We start from the raw sequence: 18,857 nt of genomic DNA, 5'->3' as shown, positions 1-18,857 counted from the left end.
ACCCCAGGAGGAGACGATGCGAAAGAGTACCCGAACCGGGCGCTACCAGATACTGGCAGCGCTCTCCGGCGCCGCCCTGGTGGCCACCGGATGCGGCGGAACGGACGACGGCGACGTCACGCTGTCGTTCGCCAACAGTTACGCCCCCGAGCACCCGCACACCGCGTGCGGGATCGAGGCGGTCTCCGACAAGGTCGCGGACTCCGACGCCGGGTTGACCGTCGAGACGTTCCCCGGCAGCCAGCTCGGGAACGACGACGACCGGTTCGCCTCGGTGATGTCGGGCGACGTCGAGATGGACGTGCAGGGGTCGTCGGCGCTGGCCGCCACCTACGAGCCGATCGGCGTGCTGGACACCGCCTACACCTTCGACGGGCCCGACCACCTGTTCGAGTTCTTCGACAGCGAGGCCGCGGACGAGCTGAAGTCGGACTTCCGGGAGCAGACCGGAACGCGCGTGCTGGACGTGTGGTACTTCGGCATGCGGCACTTCTCCGCCAACGAGCCCATCCGCGAGCCCGCCGACCTCGAGGGCCTGCGCATGCGGTTCCCGGACTCCCCCGTCTACCTGGAAAACGCCGAGGCGCTTGGGGCCGAGGCGGAACCGGTGGCGTTCGAGGAGGTCTACACCGGCCTGCAACAGGGGGTCATCGACGGCCAGGAGAACCCGATCGCGACCGTCGCCGCGGAGAGCTTCGAGGAGGTGCAGAGCCACGTCAGCATGACCGGTCACCAGACCGGGTCCCAGCTCGTGGTCATCAACGAGGAGCACTGGCAGAGCCTCAACTCCGATCAGCAGGACGCGCTGCAGACCGCGGTGCAGGAGACCCGCCCCGAGAACCGCCAGTGCATCGAGGACGAGGAGGACGAGATCCTCGACGAGTGGGAGCGGACGGGCGACGTCGAGGTGGTCGAGGACGTGGACCGCGAGGCGTTCCAGCAGCTCGCCGCGGACTACTTCGGGGAGAACCTCGGCGGTCGGCAGCACGAGATGTACGAGCTGATCCGCGAGCAGGCCCCGTAACCTCCCTGGCGGCCGGGTCGGGCGCGTACCCTCCCAATGACCCGGCCGCCCACCGCGCGGCCCGCGGCCACCGCCGCGTACCCGAAACGTGAGAGAAGGTCACCCAGTGCAGGTTCTCGTCCTCAACGGCCCCAACCTGGGCCGCCTCGGCAGCCGCGAGCCGGCGACGTACGGCACGACGACCTACCCGCAGCTTGTCGAGTCCTGCCGCGCGGTGGCCGGCGAGCTGGAGATCGACGTCGACGTCCGGCAGACCGACGCCGAGCACGAGATGCTCTCCTGGGTGCACGAGGCCGCCGACAACGAGGCCGCCGTGGTGCTCAACCCGGCCGCGTGGACCCACACCTCGGTCGCGCTGCGCGACGCGTGCGCGATGCTGCGGGCACCACTGATCGAGGTGCACATCAGCAACGTGCACACGCGCGAGGCGTTTCGCGCGCACTCCTACATCTCGCCAGTCGCCACGGCCGTCATGGCGGGGTTCGGTACCGACGGCTACGCTCTCGCGCTGCGTTGGCTGCGCGCCAACTGGCGCTGAGCCACGCCCCCCAACGGCCCGGCTCCGCGGATCAGGCCGGACCGTTGGGGGTGCGTCAGCGGGACTGCGGCCATCACCGGGTGAGGGGAACGCGCACATCCTCCTGCAGGGGTGCCTTCGTCGAGGACCCTCCGCTGCGGACGTGCGTCGCGTAGAGCACGAGCCCGACGAAGGTCAGCCCGCCGACCAGGTTGCCGACCACTGTGGGGATCTCGTTCCACAGCAGGTAGTCACCGACCGAGAAGTCGCCGCCGAGCAGCAGCCCGGCCGGGAACAGGAACATGTTCACGATCGAGTGCTCGAACCCCATGTAGAAGAAGAGCATGACCGGCATCCACATGCCGAGCACCTTGCCGGACACCGAGGTCGACATCATGGCCGCGACCACCCCGGTGGAGACCATCCAGTTGCAGAGCACACCGCGGATGAACAGGGTGAGCATTCCGGCGCCGCCGTGCTCGGCATACCCCACTGTGCGCGACTCGCCGATCGTGCCCAATTGCTGGCCGACGTCGTCGGGGACGGTGGAGAAGCCCGTGGTGGCGATCACGGCCATCATGGCGGCGACCATGAAGGCCCCGGCGAAGTTGCCGACGAAGACCAGCCCCCAGTTGCGCAGCACTGAGCGGAACCGCACTCCGGGCCTGCGGTCGATCAGGGCCAGCGGTGCCAGGGTGAACACCCCGGTCAGCAGGTCGAACCCGAGCAGGTAGAGCATGCAGAAGCCCACCGGGAACAGGATGGCGCCGGCGAGCGGTTGGCCCGTCTGCACGGTGATCGTGACCGCGAACGCCGCCGCCATCGCCAGCATCGCCCCCGCCATGAAGGCGCGGATCAGGGTGTCGCGGGTGGACATCTTGATCTTGGCTTCGCCCGCGTCGACCATCTTCGTCGCGAACTCGGGTGGGGTGAGGTAGGACATACCATCCCTTCGATTGCCGGACGTGCCCCGTAGTCATGCCTGCACCACTGGCTGACCAGGTGATTCCCGGCGAGTGTGCGGGGCGGATGTTTCCCCCGTGTGCCGCGGTATGGGCGGCGGCGTTACTTTCTGCTCACCGCAGCGCCGCACGTGTGCTGAACCGGGACGAACGCAGGACGCCGGCCCGGCCCGCTCGACGCGTTTCGCGCGGGTGAAATCTTGGTTTCCCTGATGGCCTGCGAAAATCCATGATGAGAGGCTGGCGGTGTCCCCAACAGTGCCACGATTCCGGGAGCCGCAATGAAGCCGATCATGAGCAAGTCCGAGGCCGCCGAACTGATCACGGCCGCGCGGGTGCGGCGCGGCCTGAGCTGGGCGCGGATCGCCGAGGAACTGGGGGCACCGCTGGTGTGGACGACCTCGGCCCTGCTGGGGCAGCACCCGATGACCCGGGAACAGGCGGACGCGGTCCGCAAGCTGCTCGACCTCGACGAGGCCGTCGCCGAGAGTCTGGAGCAGCAGCCGTCGCGGGGCACCGACCCGCAGGTGATGGCCGATCCCACGATCTACCGGTTCAGCGAGGCGCTCGCGGTGTACGGGCCGGCGCTGAAGGAGCTGATCCACGAGGAGTTCGGCGACGGGATCATGAGCGCGATCAACTTCAAGGTCGACGTCGCTCGCCGCCCCGATCCCGAAGGCGACCGCGTCGTTGTCACCTTCGACGGCAAGTTCCTGGACTATCGCTGGTGAGAGCGGCGCGCTCCAACGCTGCGGGCACCGCCCCGGCTGGCCCGGGACAACCGGCCGGGGCGGAACAGGGCCGGTGCCTCCCACCCGCGGCACCCGTGCCGCGTTAGGCAGGGACCCTCTCGTATCGCCGCCGGGTCAGGAGTCGGGGTCGATGTAGACGTCCGACCACACCAGGTCGTGGTCGGAATGGTGGGGATCACCGGTGTGCGTCCCTTGGACCTCGACGTCGTCGGAGACGAAGACATAGTCGATCTTCTCCGATCCGAGGGTCCCCTCTCCCTCGCGGCAGCCTGAGCTGAGCTCGTGCCCGCACTCTCCCGACGCGTCGATCAGTGAGCCCTGCGCGTCGTCGCCGTAGTCCTCGTGGTAGAGGTTGTTGGTGGCGGCCGATCCAGGATCGGCGTTGAGGTCACCGCCGAGAATGACCGTGTAGTCGCCGTACTCCTCGGCGAGGATTCGTTGGACCTCCGCGGTCTCCTCCTCGCGGATAGCGTCCTTTTCCTTCCCATTCCCGCTGGTCAGGTGGACGGTGCACGCCGCCATCTGCTGTGTCTCCGAGGTCACGCACACCATCTGGCGCATCTCGGTCACCTCGTCCTCGGGAGACAGTTCATGGACCTCTTCGTTTTCGGTATCGAACCCCATATCGTCGCGGACGACGAGCGCGTTACCGAACGGGGAGTCGACCTCCTTGCACGACGCTCCGGACCTGCCGCCCGATTCGCTGTCCACCTTTTCGACCTGTTGGAACACAGTTGTGTAGTTTTCCATGGACGAATCGACCTCATCCATGTCGGACTCGCAGGCCTCCTGTACCGCGACGACGCCGGGAAGCCGATCCTCGAGGCTGTTGATCAGGGCCTCGGCGGAGGTATCCGGGTCGTATTCGTCCGCGTTCCCACCAGCCATGTTGAACGACCCGATCTGGTACTCGCCCGGCGCTCTGCCGTCATCAATGACCGGCAATGTGTCGTCGTCGCCGTTTCCGGGGCCAGCCCCGGAAGGATCCTCCGCAGCCGCGTCGCCGTCCTCGGGAGAACCGACCGCGCAATCCCGGTCGATATGCACGACGCAGTCGATCGCGCGTTTGATTCCGTTGGAAACACTCTCGCCCATCGACGCGGAGCTGAAAAGCACGGCACCCGCGACAGTAGACACCAGCGCGATAGTCGCGGAGTACTCCAGAAACGACGCGCCATGGTCTGGTTGCGTGTCCGCCATGACGTCCTCCCACGGCCCAACAACGGTTCCCGTAAGAATTGCCGTACCGCGGCGCATGAACAAGGGTCCAGGGGCCCAACCTTCTGGCCCAACTCTCCTTGGGCCCTTTGGATCATGTTTCGGCGCGGCCGTCGACCTGTTCACCCGGGTGCGCCGCCGCACACGGCGCGGCGGGGTCAGGCGGGGCCGCGGGAGTCGTACTCCTGGCGGTTGGCCAGTACCTCGCCCATATGCGCCTCGGCCCACGTCTTGATGCCGTGCATCACGGCGTGCAGCGACATGCCGAGGTCGGTCAGTTCGTAGGTGACGGTTACCGGCACGGTGGGGGTGACTGTGCGGGTGATCAGCCCGTCGCGCTCAAGCGAGCGCAGGGTTTGGGTGAGCATCTTCTGGCTCACCCCGGCGAGCCGCCGCGAGAGCTCGGAGTAACGCATCGTTTGCGGCTCGCCTCCGCAGTCCGCCCCCGGATGCGGGCCGTCACTGCCGAGCGCGGCCAGGACCAGGGCGACCCACTTGTCGGAGATCCGGTCCAGGAGCTGACGGCTGGGGCAGCGCGCCAGGAACGCGTCGTAGGTTTCCTTGGCCTGTTCCCGCTTCTGGGCCGCGGTCATTGTCGCCATTCCGGTCCTCTCTTCCCACCTGACGGTGCCCTACGCACTTTCAAGTGCCTACTTCCCGATGAAGAGCTTCTCGCTCATCGTGGTGCAGTAACCACGAGCACCACAAGTAGGAGACAGCGACCATGAGCACGTTTCGTTCCGCCGTCGTCCGCACCCCGGGCGGGCCGGACTCCATCGAGATCATCGACGTCCCCGAGGCCGATCCCGGCTCCGGCCAGGTCCGGGTCGCGATCGCCGCGGCCGCGGTCAACCCCGTCGATCTGGCGCTCGCCGCCGGGGTCTTCCACGACCTCGGACTGGTCGACCAGCCGGACCACACCGGCCTTGGCTGGGACTTCGCCGGCACCGTGGCCGCCACCGGCCCGGATGTCGATCTCCCGGTCGGCAGCCGCGTCGCCGGACTGGTCGCCGGCTTCGACCGCGACTTCGGCACATACGCCGAGCAGTTGGTGGTCCCGGCGAAAGACATCGCCCTCGTGCCCGACGGGCTCACTCTGCCCGTGGCAGCCACGGTCCCACTCAACAGCCTGGCCGCCGCCCAGCTTGTCGACCTGCTCGGCGACGGTGGCGGCCGGAGCCTGCTGGTGACCGGGGCGGCGGGCGCGGTCGGGGGGTATGTCATCCCACTCGCCCAGGACCGCGGCTGGCGCGTCACCGGGCTGGCCCGCGCCGCGGACGAGGAGTTCGTGCGCGACCTCGGCGCCGGCTTCGTCACCGAACAAACCCCCGGCTGGGACGCCGTCGCCGACGGTGCCGCTCTCCAGGATCAGGCCGTCGCGATGGTCCGTGACGGCGGCCGTTTCGTCGGAGTGCAGCCGGGCGCCGCGCCGGCGGAGGAGCGCGGGATCACGGTCCGCGTGGTGGTGGCGCAACCGGACGGCGCCCGGTTGGCCCCGCTCCTCACCGCGACCGCGAACGGCCGACTTCCAGCGCGGGTGCACGCCGTAGTCCCCCTGGAACAGGCCGCCGAGGCGCATCGCGCGGTCGCGAAGGGCGGCGTGCGGGGGAAGTACGTCCTCGCGCCCTGAGCTCGGTCGTGGGCCGGCTCATCTCACTGGTCGGCCCGCGCCCCCGCACACCCCGGCATCACCGCCGCGCGCGGACCGGGAGTGCCGCGTCGCTCCGCGGGGCGGCGCTAGCGCTCGGCGTTGGGGCCGTAGAGCGCGTCGTGGTCCTCGGGGTCGCGGGGGTCCGAGATGTTGCCGATGATGGCGGCGAACGGTGGGATGACCATCGCGACCACGCACATCAGGAGCGCCCAGCCGACTCCGAACACGTAGTACACCGGGAGCGACCCGGCGAAGAGCACCAGGCAGGTCCCCATCAGCCACGCGTAGCGGCGCACGCGCCGTTTCATGCGACCGAGTCTAGTCGCGCCGGGCGGCCGGGGTCAGGTGTGCGGTCTCCGACCCGGCGCCCCCGGGGGAAGCCGCCGCGGATGTCGTAGCCCGCGGCGGCCAACCGCTCGCGCGCCGCCTCGGCGCTGCGCACGGTCTCCTCGTCGAACAGCCGGTTGTACAGGTGCCTCGGGCTCGCGTTCAGCGTCCGCCGGAACGCCCGCAGCGCCTGGGTTGTGGCCGCCTGCGTACCGGGCGCCTCCGGGAGCACTGCGTACTGCTGGCGCGCCCAGCCGGGCAGGCAGTGGTAGGCGAGGGCGGCGATCGGGAACCACGCCGGACGCAGCGGAGCGAGCCGGCGCAACCGCTCGGGAACCGCGGGCCACAGCAGGAACCGCACGGCCTGGGTGGCCTCGGGGGTGACGCGCAGCGTCGGGCGGACCTCCGCGAGGTAGCGGCGCATCTCGGCGACCGACCGCGGGACATCGTCCGGGCGCAACCCGACGTAGGTCGCGGTGTGCGCCTGCTCGGCGAGGTAGCGGTCGGCGTCGGCGGCGGACAGCGGCAGACCGGCGCGCACCACCACCTCCAGGTAGGAGACGACCTCGGCGCAGTGCACCCATACCAGCAGATCGGGCTGGTCCAGCCGGTACGCCTCCCCGGTGGCCGGATCGGTGAACGACATGCTGCGGTGCACCGTCCGCACCCGCTCGCCCAGCTCCTCCGCCTCCTCAGGGCTTCCGTAAGTGGTGACCGCGATGAAATGCGCGATGCGGAGCAGCCGCTGCAACGGGTCGCGCATGAAGTCCGAACGCTGCCACACACCCTGCATGGCCACGGGGTGCAGGGCCTGCAGCATCAGGGCGCGCACGCCGGCCACCCACATGGCCCTGTCGAGGTGGACCCGCCAGGTAACACTCTCCGGTGAGGCGACGGTCGGTCTCATGTCCCCCGCGTCCTCTCCCGCTCGACCACGGCCTTAGGCATCGGCAAGTCTAGCGACCTGTCCCGTCGGTAGGCTTCGGTGGACAGGGCCACCACTCGGAACTTCGCAGGGAGGGACTCCATGTCCGCTGACCTCTTCCCCGACGCGGAGAAGCTCACCCTACGCCACGGCTCCCTGACGTTCGACGCCCTGGCTATCGGACCGCGCACTGGGCCCCTGGTGCTGTTCCTGCACGGCTTTCCCGAGTTCGCGACGTGTTGGCGCGGCTTGATGGCCGCGGCGGCGCAGGCCGGCTACCGCGCCGTCGCGGTGGACCAGCGCGGCTACTCCCCCGGCGCGCGTCCGGACAACGTCGCCGACTACAGCGGAGAGCACCTGGTGGGCGACATCTTCGGGTTCGCCGACGCGCTCGGCGCCGAGCGGTTCCACCTGGTGGGCCACGACTGGGGCGGCGTCATCGCCTGGCCGGCCGCGGCCGGCGCGCCCGACCGGATCAGCACCCTGACCGTGCTCTCCACCGCGCATCCCAGCGCGCTCTCCACGGTGCTCGCGGAGTCGGCCGAGCAGCGCGAACACCTGGCCTACTTTGAGCTGTTCCGCGCCGAGGGCGAGGCCGAGCGGATACTGCTGGCGGACGGCGCGGCCGCACTCCGGGACATCTACCAGGAGCGTGTGCCCGCCGACCTGGTCGACGACAACATTCGGCGGCTCAGCGATCCGGGCGTGCTGACGGCCGCGTTGAACTGGTACCGCGCGATGAGCCGCGGCGACTACCAGGTTCCGGCGGTGAGCGTGCCGACGCTCTATCTCTGGGGCACCGAGGATCTCGCCTTCACCCGCCAGGCGGCCGAACGGACGGCGTGCTGGGTCACGGGGCCCTACGAGTTCGTCGACCTCGACGGCGCCACGCACTGGCTCCCTGAGGAGGATCCCGAGCGGATCATCCCGCCGATCCTCGCCCACCTGAAGTCGCACGCCTGAGCCCATGCGGCCGATCCGGCGCACGCGGGCTGAGCGCGCCCACCGCGCCCTGCGGTGAGCGCGCTCAGCCCGTGGTCAGCTCCGAAGGGATCACCACCACGTCCACCAGGGCGCCACGGCGCAACAGGGTAATGGGCAACCGGCTGCCGATCGCCGGGCCGAGCATCATGCGCTGCAGGGTCTGCACGTTGTACAGCGGCTCGCCATTGGCGGAGATGAGCACGTCGCCGAGGAAGACCCCGGCGACACCGGCTGGGCTGCCCGGGACCACCTCCACGACCCGCAGCCCGCGCCGCTGCTGGGTGCGCTCGGCGACGTCGGGCGACAACGGGACGGGCACCCCGGCCACGCCGAGCCACGCCCGCCTAACCCGCCCGGTGGACTCCAGCTCGCCGATGATGCGCCGGGTCGTGGAGTTCACCGGTACCGCCAGCCCGAGCCCGACGCCCGCGACCGCGGTGTTGATCCCGACAATGCGCCCAGTGTTGTCCGCCAGCGCCCCGCCGGAGTTACCGGGGTTCAGCGCGGCATCGGTCTGGATCACGTCGTCGATCAGCCGGACGTGGCGCCCCTCGCGCGCCGGAAGCGACCGGCCCAGGCCCGAGACCACCCCCGCGGTCACCGACCCGTCGAGACCCGAAGGGGTGCCCACCGCGACCACGAGCTGGCCCACCCGCAGCGCGTCGGCGTCGCCGAGCACCGCGGGAGTCGCCCGCTCGGCCTCGGTGACGCGCAGCACCGCGAGATCGGAGAGCGAATCGGCGCCGACCACATGGAAGCGCGACTCCGCGCCATCGTTGAACGTCGCCGTCCCATTGTCGGTATCAGCGACCACGTGCGCGCTCGTGAGAAGCTTCCCGTCGCCGCTGAAGAGCACAGCTGAGCCGACACCGCCGCCGCCCTCCTCGCCGCGCACGCTCAGCGTCACCACGCTCGGCAGCACCTGCCCAGCCACGGTCGTCACAACCCGGCTGTAGGCGTCCATTTCATCGCGTTCCGGCTCCATACCAGTACAACGTTCAGCGTGTGCGGCGCATGCCCGTTCGTGGACGCCACCGTTGCGGCCGGACGCCACCAGCTCGTGGTTTTACACGAATTTTCGGCATCACACCCCGTTGCATCCCCCCGAAAAGCCGCATACGGCGCATTGGCGACGTTGGTGGGCGTGGCCAGGACCGGTGCCAAACAGTAGAGTTACCGACGGGTAGTGCCGCCGTCCCCCCTCCCGGCGGCACCACCCACCCCCTCCTGGGCGCGGCTAGAGGAAGCGAACCCCCTGCGCCAGCGGCAGCTCATCGGAGTAGTTGACAGTGTTCGTGGCCCGGCGCATGTACGCCTTCCACGCGTCCGAGCCCGACTCCCGGCCTCCGCCGGTGTCCTTCTCCCCGCCGAACGCTCCGCCGATCTCGGCACCGGACGTGCCGATGTTGACGTTCACGATCCCGCAGTCGGACATCGCCAGGAACCGCTCAGCCTCGCGCTGGTCCCGGGTGAACACGGCGCTGGACAGGCCCTGCGATACGCCATTGTGCAGCTCGATGGCCTCGTCGAACGTCCGGTACGTCAGGACATAGAGAATCGGCGCGAACGTCTCCTCCCGCACGATCGCGCTCTGGACTGGCATCCGCACCACAGCGGGCTCCACGTAGTAGGCGTCGGGGGCCTCCTGCTCCAGGCAGCGGTTCCCACCGACCAGGACAGCACCGCCATCGGCGGTGGCCTGCGCGAGCGCCTCGCGCATGGCGGTATACGCGCGCTCCCCGACAAGCGGCCCGACCAGGGTGTCCTCGTTGAGCGGATCGCCGACACGGAGCTGTTCGTAGGCGGCGACGATCCGGTCGGTGATTGTCTCGGCGACATCCTCGTGCACGATCAGCCGACGCAGCGAGGTGCACCGCTGGCCCGCCGTGCCGGCGGCCGCGAAAACCGTGCCGCGCACCGCCAGATCCAGGTCAGCGGAGGGCGCGACCACCGCGGCGTTGTTGCCGCCCAGTTCGAGTAGGCACCGGCCCAGTCGTGCGGCGACGCGCGGGCCGACGGTGCGCCCCATCCGTACCGAACCCGTGGCGGAGACCAGCGCGACCCGCGGATCGTCGACCAGCCGCTCCCCCACATCGGGCCCGCCGAGGAGAACCTGGTGCACGTTCGCCGGCGCCCCGGTCTCGGCGGCCGCCCGAGACAGCAGGGCATCGCAGGCCAGCGCCGTCAATGGCGTCATCTCCGAGGGTTTCCACACCACGGTGTCCCCGCACACCAGCGCGACCGCGGTGTTCCACGACCACACGGCGACGGGGAAGTTGAACGCGGTGACCACACTGACGACGCCGAGCGGGTGCCAGGTCTCCATCAGCCGGTGGCCCGGGCGTTCGGAGGCGATCGTGCGCCCGTACAGCTGCCGCGACAGCCCGAGCGCGAAGTCGCAGATGTCGATCATCTCCTGCACTTCGCCGGCGGCCTCCGAGCGGATCTTGCCCGCCTCGATCGAGACGAGGTCGGCGAGGTCGTACTTGTGCTCGCGCAGGAGGTCGCCAAGGCGGCGGACCAGGGCCCCGCGCTCGGGAGCGGGGGTGTCCCGCCAGGTTGTCTGGAAGGTCTCGTGGGCAGCGGTGATGGCATGGTCGACATCACGCTCGGTCGCGTGCGCCAGGGCCAGCAGCGCTCCCCCGGTTATGGGGGTCCGGGCGTAGAGCCGCCCGGCGGCGCCCGCCTCTGTCAGGTGGTCGACGCCGCAGCGCGCGAGCGCCGCCTCGGCGCGGTCGCCGATCTCGTCGGTGGGCGGAATCGCAGACGTTGGCGAGGTAATCGAGGTGGACATGGGTTGCTCTCTCCATCGAGAGGGGGTCAGGAACATCAACCGGCTGGGCACGAGTTCACGTTCCCGCGCCCGATCCTTGCTAACCGCCCACCGGGGCGCCCGTGCGCCCGAGCCGCGCGCGCCGCGGCATCCACGGCGGCGGCGCGGCCCACCAGAAGCACCGGTAAAATCCGCACCGCCGCACCCACCGCGCCCGACGATCGAACTGGAAAAGATGAACGACATCGCCCTGACAGCCGAAGAGGGGCGCGCCGACCTGGAGACTCCGCAGACCATCCTGCGCCGTTCCGGATTCGCCGCGGCGGCCCCTCTGTTCTCCGCTGACCTGGCCTCGGCCAGCGACCTCGCGGAGGCAACGCGGGTCGTCACCTCGCACGGGCGCAGACTGTGGACCGAGGCCGTCCGGCAGGACACCGCCGACGACCGTCCGCTGTACTGGGCGAGGTTGGGCCTGAGTGCGCGGCTGCGCGGCTGGCGGCCCGCCTTCGCACTGGGCGAGCACGACTACCGGGATCTGCTGACCCGGCTGGAGCACGCGTCACGCGGCCATGACGACCTGGTGTTCCCACCCGACGACCGGGTGCTGCGGGTCATCGTCACCGGCTGCGACCCTTACCGCCTCGACGAAGATCCGCGCCGGTCGAACCCGGCGGGCGCGGCCGCGCTCGCCCTCAACGACGCCACCTTCGACCTCGGCGAACACACCGCTGTGGTGCGCACCGCGGTCTTCCCGATCCGCTGGCGCGACCTCACCGGCGGGATCGTGGAACGCACCCTGCTTGCCCAGTACACGGCGTCGGCCGCGGCGGCCGACGCCGTAATCACGCTGAGCGAGGGAACGAGCGACGACTTCGTTCTGGTCGCCCACGCGTGTCCGTGGCGCGCCGATATCCCCGACAATGAGCGAGCACACGCACCGGGTGCGACGCCCATCGTCGACGACCCTTATCCATGGGTGCGCCCGCAGTGGAGCGCGTCGACCCTGCCGCGGCAGGTCATCATGGAACGGGTCTCGGGGCGGTTCGCGGTCCGCGAGAGCACCGCGGTCACCGAGATTCCCGCGGGGCGCGAGGAGGCCGCAGAAACCGCGCACGGCCCCACCCCGGGCTCACGGGGGCGTGCCGGCGGAGCCGGTGCCGGCTTCGCAAACGAGATCGCCTACCGCAATACTCGGCTGCGCGCGGCGACCGGGCGCACCATACCGGCCGGCCATGTCAGCACGCCGGCACTGGATACGGCTTACGAGGATGCGGCCGCTCTCGGCGGGGCACCGTTCGAACGCGACCGCGCCGACATCCTGGACCAACTACGGGCCATCGTCGCAGCGGCGCTGGAAGGCTGACCCTGGGCGCGCACGCCCTTAGTAGTAGTAGTCGTAGGACGACGGGCTCAGGGCCCAGCCGTACCACATCCAGTAGAGGATGCCCGCCACGGCGGCCACGGCGACCAGGATCCAAGCGGCCAGCGTGCAGCCGCGCGAAGCCTTCGGGTTGGAGTTCACCTGGACCATACCGATGATCGAGAGGATCACGGCCGGGAGCGCGAAGAGCCAGCACAGGCACAGCATGAGCGCGCTGACGATCAGCGCGGCGATCGCGTTGCCCTGGTTGGCCGGCCTGCCCATGTGGCCGTGACCGTATCCCGGGGGTGGCGGTGGGGGCGGCGGGGCGCCGTAACCGCCGTCCGGAGGAGGCGGAGGTGGCGGGGGTGCTCCCCATCCGCCGCCGCCCGGCGGGGGTGGGGGCGGGGGTGGGGGGCCCGCTCCTGGACCGTAGGCCATGCGACCTGTCCTTTCGTGATTCGTTGACGGCCGCCGGCCAGACCGCCCGCGACCCACGACGATGCTCTCAAACGGTCGGTACTGGTTTGACCAACAGGTGAGCAGCACGTCTCCCCGGTTTCGCCGGCGCGCTACTGCCCAGTAGTTTCAGAAACCGTTTGGCGAAGGGAACCGTAGCATGCCAGGTGCTCGCGTTTATCGTCGTGTTTCCTTCTGTTTTCTGGCCGGAACCGGCAATTGCCCGGGTGGGCTTTTCTGGTTCGGTTGGCAGAAAAAGCCACCTTTACATCGTAGATTTCATCTTGGGTATCAGAGCGGGCCGAGAACGCCTGTACCACCGCGCCGGATTCCGGCGCGGTGGGAACGTGTCGCCACCTGCACCTCCGCATGCGGGGGCACAGATCCGTGCCTGCCGAGCGCGGCATACGTTGTCTGACCGCCCGGCGTTCCCGCTGGGCCAGCGGAAACGGTCCTGGTCCGCGCCCCGGGCCGCGGCGGCCGGTCAGGCGGGCGGCTCGATCCGGTCGAATGCCGCGGACAGCTTCTCGAGCGCCTCAAGCGCTCGCTGGAACTCCTCCGTTCCCAGCTCCTCGGCCAGGCGTGTGGCAAGGAGCTGGTGCGCCGGCACGATGCGCCGCACCGCCGCCCGCCCGGCGTCGGTGGGCGCAAGCAGCTTCGCCCTGCTGTGCGCGGGGTTGGGACGGTACTCGGCGAGACCGTCACTGACCAGGCGGTCGGCGATCCGCTGCACGCTCTGCCGAGTGATGCCCATGGCGCGGGCGATCCCGGCCACGGGAAGCGGCTCGCGCAGCACCGCGCCGAGGACCTGCCACCGGGACGCGGTGAGCCCCGCGGGCCGGGCCATCCGCTCGGCCACCTCCAGGACCTGGCCGTTGAGACGGAACACCGTCAGCGCGCTCGATGACAGCAGCTCGGCTGCGGACCGCTCTCCCGTTTCGGTCACCGCCGCTCCTCGGCCGCCGCCAGAACCTCGAACGCACTCGGGTCGGACTCCGCGAACAACCGGTACCACGCGTCGAGAACATCGGGTTCAGCGATGTCGAGCCGGCCCAGGATCTCGCGCGCGAACGCGACCGGGGCTGTGGGCCCCGCCGTGACCAGGTCGCCGTCAGCCACCGCCGGGACGTCCCGGTAGTGGGCGGCGCCCTTGTATCCGGTCGCGGCGAGGTAGCCCGCGACAGCACTGGTGTGCTCGCGGTCGTCGAGCACCCCTTCGCGGGCGAGCCCGGCGGTCGCCCCGCAGATAGCCGCGACCGCGACCCCGGCATCGAGAAACGCGCGAGCGGTTTGGGCGAAGGGCGCCAAGCGTTCCGGAGCGGCATCCCAGACCTGGGCGCCCGGAAGGATCAGCATGGCGCTGTCAGCCGGGTTCAGCTCCGCGAGCGCCAGGTCGGGGGTGATGCGCACCCCGCCCAGCGTCAGCACGGAATCGCGGGTCTCGCCGACAGTGGCCACGTCGAAGCGGCCGGGCGTGCGCTGCCACTCGCCGGTGCGGATGTGGGCGATGGCGTGGCCCACCTCCCAGTCGGCGAGAGTGTCGTAGACGGCAACGTGCACAGTTTCGCTTACCATGACAGCATATTGTCATAACGACAGCATGCTGTCAATTGCCTTTACATTGTAGATTTCATAGTGCCCCAGCGGAAGCAGAACGGGCCGGCCGCAATCAGCCGCGCCCGCTCCTGCCGTTCGGCTACCGAGTGGCCGTCTGGGTCGGGCGCCGCCGGGGTTCTGGAGGGTCCGCAGGTGGGGCGTCCGCGAGTCGCGGAGCCGACCGGGGCGGCACACCGGAGGTGCCCGAAGGTTCCCGGCCTCCAGGCGCCCGACCCGGCGAGCGGCAGCGAGCCCAGAGAACACTGCCTAGGACGACTTCTTCGTCTCGCGCATCTCGGCCCTGGTCTGCTCGTCGACCACGTCAGCGGTCGACAACCGGGTGCCCTCCTGCCCGTAGCGGCCCGCGGCCTCGCGCCACCCCTCGGGGCGCACCCCCAACTGCTTGCCGAGCAACGCGAGGAACACCTGAGCCTTCTGGTCGCCGAACCCGGGCAGCCCCTTCAAGCGGCGCAGCACCTCGCGGCCATCAGGGTCGCCATCGCTCCAGACTCCCTCGGCCCGACCGTCGTACTTGTCGAGCAGGGTCTGGCACAGTGCCTGCACCCGCTTGGCCATCGAACCGGGGAAGCGGTGCACCGCGGGAGAGGTGGCGAAGACCGACGCGAACTCGTCGGGGTCCGCCTGAGCGATACTCCGCGCATCGAGGCCGCCGAGCCGGTCGGCGAGCTTCTTCGGCCCGGCGAACGCGCTCTCCATCGGCACCTGTTGGTCCAGCAGTATCCCGATGAGCAGGGCCAGCGGTTGCTCCGCGAGCAACTGGTCCGCCTCGGGCTCGCCCGCCAGCCGCAGTGACGGTGTTGCTGTCATGCGAACGCTCCTTTCCACACACCACCGCCCCTATCCCGAGGGGGCCGCCTCAGACGTCCTCTTTCCCGAGACATTGCCCGCTTGCCTCGGTATTTACCACGGGTCCGCTGGTCGCGCGCCGGCTCCGCTACGGGCCAGCACCACCGCTTCGGCGAACAGCCCAGAGGTGCCGGGCAGGCCCCGGGCCGCGGACCTCAGCGCCGCTCGGTGCGTAGGAGGCTCGCGACGACACCGAGCAACGCCAGGCCGAGCGCGGGCACCGCGACGGCCCACGGGGCGCGCTCCACGTAGCGCATGGACTCGGCCAGCATGGCCCCCCACTCCGGGGAGTCGTGCGGGGCACCCAGCCCCAGAAAGCTCAGCCCGACCAGCGCCAGCGTGTTGTGCGGAACCCGCATCAGGGCGTGCCGCGCCACAGCGGGCAGCACCGAAGGCAGGAGGTGCCGCCGCAGGATCCAACCGCGAGTGGCACCCCCCGCCACCGCCGCCTGGTGGTAGCCCGAGGCCCGCACCTCCGCCGCCAGGGTTCGGGCGTGGACCGCGATCGGGATCCAGGCGACCAGCGCGACCGCTGTCGCGGCCCCGGCCAGACCGGGCCCTGTTACCGCCGCCAGCAGGACCCCCACCAGCACCGGCGGGAGCGCGTTGAGCACGTCGGCCGCACCCGCCCGCGCGCGGCGCCCGGAGACCCCGATGACGCCGCCCGCGACGAGCGCGACGAGGCTTACCGCCACACCGGCACCGGCACTGAGCAGCGCCCCGTGCCCGAAACGCGCCAGCAGGTCGCGTCCCAGGGGGTCCGTCCCCAGGGGGTGGGCCGCCGATGGTGGCTCCAGGCGCGCCGTGAGCGAGATCGCTTCGGGATCGCGGGTCAGCCCCACCACGACTCCGAGCAGCAGCACCCCACCGACCGCCAGGGGCAGCCGCCGCGCCGCCGGAACGATCGGCACAGCGGGGGTCAAACCGGAGCTGACCAGCGCGGGCCCCAGCAGCGCCCGATGCACCGCGACTCCGATCCCGCCGGCGAGCAGTCCCACGAGGACGAGCGCGGCGACGGCCCCCTGCACGACCGGCAGGTCCTGGGCGAGCGTGCCCACCAGCGCGGTGTGTCCCAGGCCGGGAATGGCGAACACCGACTCCACCAGGACGGCGGATCCGAGCAGGCCGGCGAAGACCAGCATCACCTGCGGCATCGCCACGGCGAGCGTGCGCCGCAGCAGTGCCGCCGCGATGGTGCGCGGCGCGAACCCGGTCGCGCGCCACGTGCGGATCCAGCTTTCGGCGAGCGCCGCCCCGAGCGCGCTGGAGAGGACCCGGCTGACCAACCCGCCCGCGGGCAGGCCCAGCGCGAGTGCCGGGAGCACGGCGTGCGCCGGAGTCTCCCACCCCGATGTCGGAGCCAGATCCCACCGCACTGCCGCAATGGCGAGGAACACCGAGGCGAGCAGGAAGTCCGGCACCGACGCAAGGAGCGCCCCGGTCACATCGGCCCCGCGGCCTCCCGGGTGGCCGGCCCGGGCCGCGCGCAGCAGGCCGGGCAGGACCACCAGGATGCCGGTGCTGAGCGCGACCAGAGCCGCGAACGACGCGAGGGAGACCGAGACGCCGAGCGCGTTCGCGATGTCCGGGGCGACCGGGGCGCCGGTCACCCACGAGACCCCGAGGTCGCCGCGCACCGCACCGCCAAGCCAGCCAAGCGTGCCGCTGACCGGGTCGGTGGGCAGGTCGAGCTCGTCGCGGACGGAGCGCAGCGCCTCGGGGTCGGCCACGCGCTCGGCTGACCGGGCGCGCAGCACCGTCCGCGCGGGGTCGTCCCCACTGAGCCAGGGCAGTGCTCCCACCAGGAAGGCGATTCCGGTGCACCACGCGAGGGCCGTGAGCGGACCGCGCAGCGGGGCGAGCCATCGCCCCGCACGCCGGGGGCCGTCGTCCCCCGCTACCGGAGTCACTGCGCGCTGGTCTCTTCGGTCACGATGCGGCGCTCCAGCGGGTCCTCGACCACGCCCTCGACGCCTTCGGCCACCCCGATGCGGGCCCGTTCCGCGGCCAGGGGGACGAAGGAGTGCGTGGCGATGATCTCCGCCTCGATCTCCACGGCGGCCGCGAGCCGTTCCTCGACGTCGGTCTCGGCCGCGGCCCGGGTGATCAGGTCGTCGATATCCTCCTCGCAGAACCGGGCGAGGTTGTAACTACCGTCGCAGCCCCAGTCGGAGGCGAGGTAGCCGATGGGGTCGTTGGTCTCGATCAGGTAGGAGCGGGCACCGATGACGGCGTCGAACGCGCCCTCCATCAGGTCGGTCTCCATCGTGGCGAACTCCTGGACGACGACCTCCACCTCGAAGCCGGCGTCGCGCAGGTTCTCGGCCACGGCGGAGGCGGCTTCGGGAAGCTCGGCGCGGTCGGAGTAGGTGGCCAGGGTGATCCGCTCGCCGTCGGGGTCGCCCGGCTCGGCCTCGGGTGCGGTATCGGGGCGTTCGGCGGCCCAGTCGCTGACCGGGCCGAAGATTCCCTCGGTCGCGTCGGCGCGGTCCTCGTAGATCTCCTCGACGATCGGCTCGCTGTCGGTCGCGTCCGCGGCGGCGGCCCGCAGCTCCGGGTCGGTGAAGGCGCCCGTGTCGTTGTTCAGGAACATCCCGACCGTGCGCGGTAACGGCACCTCAAGCACGTTCTGGTCGGTTATGGTGGCCAGCTCCGCGACCGGGACGGCGTCGACGATGTCGGCCTCGCCGGCGCGCAGCGCGCCGACCCGGCTGGCGGCGTCCTCCACGAACCGCACGTCGATCCCGGCCGCGCGGGGCGCACCATTCCAGTAGTCCTCGTGCGGCTCCAGTGTGGCCGCGGTCCCGCTGGCCTCGGTCAGCTCGTAGGGTCCGGTTCCCGCGCCCGCGGGGTCGGGGATGGCCGGGTCGTCCTCGTATGCGGCGGGGGCGAGGATGGCCAGCTCCGGGGAGGAGAGCCGCTGCGGCAGGATCGGGTCGGGCTCGCCGGTGTCGACCCACACTGTGTGGTCGCCCGTGGCCTCGGCCGTGAGTTCCACGCCGGCCAGCGCGCGGGGCAGAGGGCTTGCCGCGGCGGCGTGGTTGAGCGCGTCGGCGACGTGGTCCGCGGTCATCGCGGTTCCGTCGTGGAAGGCCACATCGTCGCGGAGCGCCAGCTCCCAGGCGCCGTCGTCGTTCTGCTCCCAGTCCTCGGCCAGCAGCGGTCGCGGCTCGCCGTTGTCGTCGAGCGCGATGAGGGGTTCGGCCGCTCCCACCCGCCCGAGCAGGGCGGCGTCGTCACTGTACGGCGACATCTGCATGACCGGGGGGAACGCCAGCTCAATGGCGAGCCGGTCGTCTCCGCCGGCAGTGCTGCCGCTGAAACATCCCGTGGCGGCCACGCCGAGTACGGCCGCCGCTCCCAGAGCCGCGGCGGGGGTGGCCGGGCGCGAGCGCGCGAACTGCATGAAGGGCTTCCTTGTCGTCTGGGGGGACCGGTCCCG

General features: G+C 70.8%; 19 protein-coding genes. 6 read left to right on the top strand and 13 right to left on the bottom strand.

The window, feature by feature from the left end; genetic code table 11:
• Positions 1–16: 16 nt before the first annotated feature.
• Complete coding sequence (locus F4561_RS11745) at positions 17–1,024, top strand: DctP family TRAP transporter solute-binding subunit (protein WP_184577962.1); 1,008 nt, start codon at positions 17–19, stop codon at positions 1,022–1,024.
• A gap of 106 nt (positions 1,025–1,130) precedes the next feature.
• Positions 1,131–1,562 carry a type II 3-dehydroquinate dehydratase gene (gene aroQ, locus F4561_RS11740; protein WP_184577959.1) on the top strand — a complete coding sequence of 144 codons (432 nt, stop codon included), beginning with the start codon at positions 1,131–1,133 and terminating at the stop codon, positions 1,560–1,562.
• A gap of 73 nt (positions 1,563–1,635) precedes the next feature.
• Here the strand turns inward: aroQ and F4561_RS11735 are convergent, their stop codons facing one another.
• Positions 1,636–2,484 carry a formate/nitrite transporter family protein gene (locus F4561_RS11735; RefSeq protein ID WP_184577956.1) on the bottom strand — a complete coding sequence of 283 codons (849 nt, stop codon included), beginning with the start codon at positions 2,482–2,484 and terminating at the stop codon, positions 1,636–1,638.
• Between the two features lie 312 nt (positions 2,485–2,796).
• Here F4561_RS11735 and cynS point away from each other — a divergent pair, with 312 nt between their 5' ends.
• The gene (gene cynS / locus F4561_RS11730; RefSeq protein ID WP_221445459.1) at positions 2,797–3,234 is read left to right on the top strand and encodes a cyanase; all 438 of its coding nucleotides are present in this window, start codon (positions 2,797–2,799) and stop codon (positions 3,232–3,234) included.
• Positions 3,235–3,369: 135 nt separating this feature from the next.
• On the opposite strand, the gene F4561_RS11725 is transcribed toward cynS, so the two are convergent.
• Positions 3,370–4,455, bottom strand: a complete 1,086-nt coding sequence (locus F4561_RS11725) for an endonuclease/exonuclease/phosphatase family protein (protein ID WP_184577950.1) — start codon at positions 4,453–4,455, stop codon at positions 3,370–3,372.
• A gap of 176 nt (positions 4,456–4,631) precedes the next feature.
• On the bottom strand, positions 4,632–5,075 hold the full coding sequence (locus F4561_RS11720) for a winged helix-turn-helix transcriptional regulator (RefSeq protein ID WP_184577947.1): 444 nt from the start codon (positions 5,073–5,075) through the stop codon (positions 4,632–4,634).
• A gap of 122 nt (positions 5,076–5,197) precedes the next feature.
• Here F4561_RS11720 and F4561_RS11715 point away from each other — a divergent pair, with 122 nt between their 5' ends.
• On the top strand, positions 5,198–6,103 hold the full coding sequence (locus F4561_RS11715) for an NADP-dependent oxidoreductase (protein ID WP_184577944.1): 906 nt from the start codon (positions 5,198–5,200) through the stop codon (positions 6,101–6,103).
• Between the two features lie 107 nt (positions 6,104–6,210).
• Here the strand turns inward: F4561_RS11715 and F4561_RS11710 are convergent, their stop codons facing one another.
• Both F4561_RS11710 and F4561_RS11705 read right to left on the bottom strand, forming a co-directional pair.
• The gene (locus F4561_RS11710) at positions 6,211–6,432 is read right to left on the bottom strand and encodes a DUF3099 domain-containing protein (RefSeq protein WP_184577941.1); all 222 of its coding nucleotides are present in this window, start codon (positions 6,430–6,432) and stop codon (positions 6,211–6,213) included.
• Complete coding sequence (locus tag F4561_RS11705) at positions 6,429–7,358, bottom strand: oxygenase MpaB family protein (protein WP_184577939.1); 930 nt, start codon at positions 7,356–7,358, stop codon at positions 6,429–6,431. The genes F4561_RS11710 and F4561_RS11705 overlap by 4 nt, the downstream gene beginning before the upstream one ends.
• A 120-nt stretch (positions 7,359–7,478) precedes the next feature.
• Here F4561_RS11705 and F4561_RS11700 point away from each other — a divergent pair, with 120 nt between their 5' ends.
• Entirely contained in the window at positions 7,479–8,339 is an 861-nt protein-coding gene (locus F4561_RS11700) for an alpha/beta fold hydrolase (RefSeq protein ID WP_184577936.1), read from the top strand.
• Between the two features lie 64 nt (positions 8,340–8,403).
• Here the strand turns inward: F4561_RS11700 and F4561_RS11695 are convergent, their stop codons facing one another.
• Both F4561_RS11695 and amaB read right to left on the bottom strand, forming a co-directional pair.
• Complete coding sequence (locus F4561_RS11695; protein ID WP_221445458.1) at positions 8,404–9,303, bottom strand: S1C family serine protease; 900 nt, start codon at positions 9,301–9,303, stop codon at positions 8,404–8,406.
• 294 nt (positions 9,304–9,597) lie between these two features.
• Positions 9,598–11,154 carry an L-piperidine-6-carboxylate dehydrogenase gene (amaB, locus tag F4561_RS11690; RefSeq protein WP_184577929.1) on the bottom strand — a complete coding sequence of 519 codons (1,557 nt, stop codon included), beginning with the start codon at positions 11,152–11,154 and terminating at the stop codon, positions 9,598–9,600.
• A 214-nt stretch (positions 11,155–11,368) separates the two neighbouring features.
• Here amaB and F4561_RS11685 point away from each other — a divergent pair, with 214 nt between their 5' ends.
• Positions 11,369–12,496 (top strand): PA0049 family protein, encoded by a 1,128-nt coding sequence (locus F4561_RS11685; protein ID WP_184577924.1) that lies wholly within the window; start codon positions 11,369–11,371, stop codon positions 12,494–12,496.
• A gap of 18 nt (positions 12,497–12,514) precedes the next feature.
• Here F4561_RS11685 and F4561_RS11680 read toward each other — a convergent pair whose 3' ends face one another.
• From F4561_RS11680 to F4561_RS11655, 6 genes are all read right to left on the bottom strand, one after another.
• A complete protein-coding gene (locus F4561_RS11680) occupies positions 12,515–12,778 on the bottom strand; it encodes a DUF4190 domain-containing protein (protein ID WP_184577921.1) in 264 nt (87 codons plus the stop codon).
• 658 nt (positions 12,779–13,436) lie between these two features.
• Positions 13,437–13,898, bottom strand: a complete 462-nt coding sequence (locus tag F4561_RS11675) for a MarR family winged helix-turn-helix transcriptional regulator (protein ID WP_312885218.1) — start codon at positions 13,896–13,898, stop codon at positions 13,437–13,439.
• A complete protein-coding gene (locus tag F4561_RS11670; protein WP_184577918.1) occupies positions 13,895–14,527 on the bottom strand; it encodes a DJ-1/PfpI family protein in 633 nt (210 codons plus the stop codon). Before F4561_RS11670 ends, F4561_RS11675 begins: the two co-directional genes overlap by 4 nt.
• Positions 14,528–14,815: 288 nt before the next feature.
• The gene (locus tag F4561_RS11665) at positions 14,816–15,376 is read right to left on the bottom strand and encodes an HhH-GPD-type base excision DNA repair protein (RefSeq protein WP_184577915.1); all 561 of its coding nucleotides are present in this window, start codon (positions 15,374–15,376) and stop codon (positions 14,816–14,818) included.
• 194 nt (positions 15,377–15,570) lie between these two features.
• Complete coding sequence (locus tag F4561_RS11660) at positions 15,571–17,325, bottom strand: ABC transporter permease subunit (RefSeq protein WP_184577912.1); 1,755 nt, start codon at positions 17,323–17,325, stop codon at positions 15,571–15,573.
• Positions 17,322–18,821 (bottom strand): ABC transporter substrate-binding protein, encoded by a 1,500-nt coding sequence (locus tag F4561_RS11655; protein ID WP_184577910.1) that lies wholly within the window; start codon positions 18,819–18,821, stop codon positions 17,322–17,324. Before F4561_RS11655 ends, F4561_RS11660 begins: the two co-directional genes overlap by 4 nt.
• Positions 18,822–18,857 lie beyond the last annotated feature (36 nt).

Origin of the sequence: Lipingzhangella halophila, assembly GCF_014203805.1 — a bacterium.
Classification (GTDB): domain Bacteria; phylum Actinomycetota; class Actinomycetes; order Streptosporangiales; family Streptosporangiaceae; genus Lipingzhangella; species Lipingzhangella halophila.
Note: the sequence above shows the minus strand (reverse complement) of the source record. Positions and strands in the feature narration are given on the sequence as shown.